The sequence below is a fragment of the Streptomyces sp. NPDC001156 genome (assembly GCF_053598275.1).
Window position 1 is genome coordinate 1 of the sequence record NZ_JBSFJX010000406.1, and the last position, 3,524, is coordinate 3,524.

The window sequence follows — 3,524 nt, forward strand, 5'->3', positions numbered from 1 at the left end:
CGCCACTCGTCGCGGTAGCCGGGTCGGTCCACGTAGGGCAGGGCGAGCATGCGCAGCAGGTCGTCCCAAACGCCACCTGTGGGTGGCAATTCCGTCCGTCGGACGTGGTTCCCGCGCAGCTCGAACTCGTACTGCAGCCGCTGCTTGGCGTCGACCTCGCGCAGCACCCGCACCGGGTCATGCTCCACGATATGCAGGGCATCCGCCGTCGACTCGAACACCGACGCCTTGCCACCCGACCGGTCGCCCGCGACGACCTCCGTACCGTCCGCTGCGATGATCGACTCGTCGTTGACGGACCAAGGGCCCTCGGTGGCCGCGCGGGCAATCCGTGCGTCCTCATCGAGTTGGACGCGCAGCCACCGAATCAAGTCATCCATGACGCTCACTCTGCGCCGGTAGGCGCGTCGGCGCTCCACGGCCTGGGCGACGGTGGCGCCGTGCCCACGGTGCCACCGGCTCGAGCAGGTCTGCCCCCTGCTCGAAAGCCGACCTGGGTGCACAACACGTGGCTGCAGATCCCCTTTTTGCGAGCACCAACCGCCTGCTGGTGGGCGCGGGCGATGGTCGAGTCCACCGAGACGTCCCAGGTGATCAGTCCTTCGGCGTCGGCCTGGGCCTGCAGTTGCTCGAAGATACGGTGCCAGGTGTGTGCGCTCGTTGCCCTGGATCTTGACCGGCGCTGGTACTCATCCGGACGGGGCGGTACCCGTGCGAATGAGACCAAGGGTGAGACCACTGATCTGTGCGCGCTCGGCAAGAACGAACTGGCAGGCTTCTAGTCCGTAGCTCCACAGGGATGCGTCGACCCAGATCGGAGCACCGCACGGCGAGCGCGTCCCCTCGGCCCGGCGGGCCGCGACCGCGGATCGTTTGTCCTGTCGCCGGTGTGCGGGCGGAGTGCCCGCAGTATGGTGAGGAAAAGTGCCCCTTTGAAGCACTGGGGCGAGCATTATGCGGTCTCCAGCATTCCACTTTCAGCCGCCGTCTGACTTCCACTACACAGCCGAGGTGACGGGCCGCGACAGTGTGTGCGTGTCGGTGGCGCGCCGCTGCATGCGCGATCTGCACGCGTCGGCCGTCACGGTGTATCTGCGGGTGCCTGGGGAGCCGGTCCTGGCGGCTGCGGTGATCGTCGTCTCGTCGTTGGGGTGGCTTGTACCCGAGCGACTGCGGCTGGACGACCCGATATTTGCCTCCACCCGGGCCTATCTCACCGGGCAGATCTGTACGATTCAATCCTTCGATGTAGCCGTAATGCGTCCAGATCTCTGCGCTTTCGGGGCTCCTCCGCATACCGTGACCGCCGCACCACTGGCGGTAGGGGAGCGGCGGGTCGGCACCTTGACGGTGTTCTCGCCACGCGTTGTCCAAGAGCTGTCCACGAGTGAGGCGGATTATCTGCGGGAAACAGCGGCGGGTCTCTCGGGCGAGTTGGACTGCCTGACCGGCAGCGGTGTCTCTTTGTCCCCTCCGGCGCTTCCGCTGGTTGTCTCCCCCGAGGCTGGTGCCGTTCCAGAGACCGGCCCGGCGTCGTCTCAGGAAGAGCACGGATCGCTAGCCCTCTGGAGCGCTCCCCTTCTTTTCCACCTGCACAAACTGGCGATCTCCCTGACGTCGGCAGTGGATACGAAGAACGTGGTCATGCTGACGATTGAGCGACTGATGTCCGGATTCCAGGCCCAAGCGGTGGCCATCAGCCTGATCGAGGGCGACCGGCTCCATGTGGTCGGCGCATCGGGGTGCTCCAAGAAGTACCTGAGATGGCTCAACGGAATCTCGATCAACACGAGCTCACCGGAGGCCGATGCCATCGCGCACCTGAAGCTGGTTGTCTACGAGGCCGGGGAGCGGGGCCAGTCGCAGGGGCAGGGCCGCGTGACGGCGGACGGCCGTGACGAGCAGGTGTGGGTCGTCCTTCCGCTGCTTGCGGGCGGCCACGCACTGGGTGCATGCTCGATCGGTTTCGCCCGCCAACACGTGATCCCCGCCGTGCAGTCATCCCTGGCCAACTTGTCGACGCTGCTCGGCCAGACACTCGAACGCACGCAGCTGTACGACGCACAGCACGCGTTGGCGCAGAGGCTGCAGCAGGCTCTGCTGCCCCGGACGATTCCCCAGCTCGCCGGCGTGCTGACCACCAGCCGGTACGAGCCGCCCGCCGGCGAGGCCGAGCTTGGAGGCGACTGGTACGACCTGATCCAGCTCCCCGCCGGCGGCGTGGCCGCGGTGATCGGCGACGTCCAGGGCCACAGCACCGAAGCGGCCGTGGTGATGGGGCAACTCCGGAGTGCGGTACGCGGCTATGCGCTGGAGGGCCATGATCCCAGCACGGTCCTGTACCGCACGAATCGCGTGCTGATCGACTTGGAGACCGATCTCTTCGCTACCTGCTGCTGCGTCTGGCTCGACCCCGACACCGGCACGGCCCAGGTCGTCAGCGCCGGGCACCCGCGCCCCTTGATGCGCACCGCGGACGGTGCCTACCTGGTGGCAGCCGCCGACATCGGCGTCCCGCTGGGAGTCGAGACGAACCCGTCGTACGAAGCCACCGTCCACACCCTGGAACCCGCGACGCTACTCGTCCTCTACACGAACGGGCTGTCCGGCCGGGAGGGCGAGCTGGCCCTGGAGACTCTGGAAGCCAGCATCGTGGCCTCCGGTGATGAACTGGAGACGCTCGGCGACCAACTCATGATCCGAACGGGCCGCCCGGCACCTCGAGCGGACGACGCCGCACTCCTGCTGCTGCGGTACGAAGGCCCCTCAGCGCAGGCGCAGGAGTACGTCAGACTGCTGCACGTAGACCGCCATGACTTTCAAGGCGTGGGGCGCACACGAAAGTTCCTTTGCGGCTGCCTGGACGGGTGGCATCTGACCTCATTGTCCGATTCCGCCGAGGTGCTGACGTCGGAAGTCGTCACCAATGCCCTTCTCCACGGGGACAGCGACGTCGACGTGTGTCTGCGCGGGTACCCGGACCATCTCCGGGTGGAGGTACGGGACAGCGACTCCCACCCCGCCATGCTCGTGGATCTCGGTCCGGATGAGGACAAGGCCGAAGGAGGGCGCGGGCTGCTGATCGTCTCCGCACTGGCCTCCTCCTGGGGCAACTCGCCGAGCGGCAGGGGGAAGACGGTGTGGTTCGAGGTGGACGCCAGGGAGGCGGCGTAGCCGGAACCCCTGGGAAGGTGCCCTTCGTTCGGGAGGCGCTGAAGGCCGTTGAGCCAGCCAACCGGAGACCTGGGTTCCCCATCGACAACACCGCCCTCTCGCACCTACGCACGTACCGGAACCCTCGTTCGAGGATTAGCGCCTCCGGTGGAAAGTGACAGAGCATTCTCGATGGCTGAGTCAAGACCTGTCTGACTGGCGTGGTGGCCAGCACCGCGGCCCTGTTCACGTGCTTTGTCATCTGCGCCCTAGACGCAATGCCGCTGTTTTAAGCCGTGGCCTTGGGTTTTCGCTTGGTCGGGGCGGTCTTGGACGCGGGAACGATGGTGACCGCATCGGACGGTGGGGCA

General features: G+C 66.6%; 2 protein-coding genes. One reads left to right on the forward strand and one right to left on the reverse strand.

The features are described 5' to 3' along the window. Positions 1 to 380: DUF6221 family protein (locus tag ACWDA7_RS51335; RefSeq protein WP_450614923.1), on the reverse strand; the 380-nt coding region annotated here is incomplete at its 3' end. A 1,264-nt stretch (positions 381 to 1,644) separates the two neighbouring features. Between ACWDA7_RS51335 and ACWDA7_RS51340 the strand changes: the two genes are divergently transcribed. Continuing rightward, positions 1,645 to 3,174, forward strand: coding sequence for a SpoIIE family protein phosphatase (locus tag ACWDA7_RS51340; RefSeq protein ID WP_450614924.1), 1,530 nt, complete (start codon positions 1,645 to 1,647; stop codon positions 3,172 to 3,174). Positions 3,175 to 3,524: the final 350 nt, after the last annotated feature.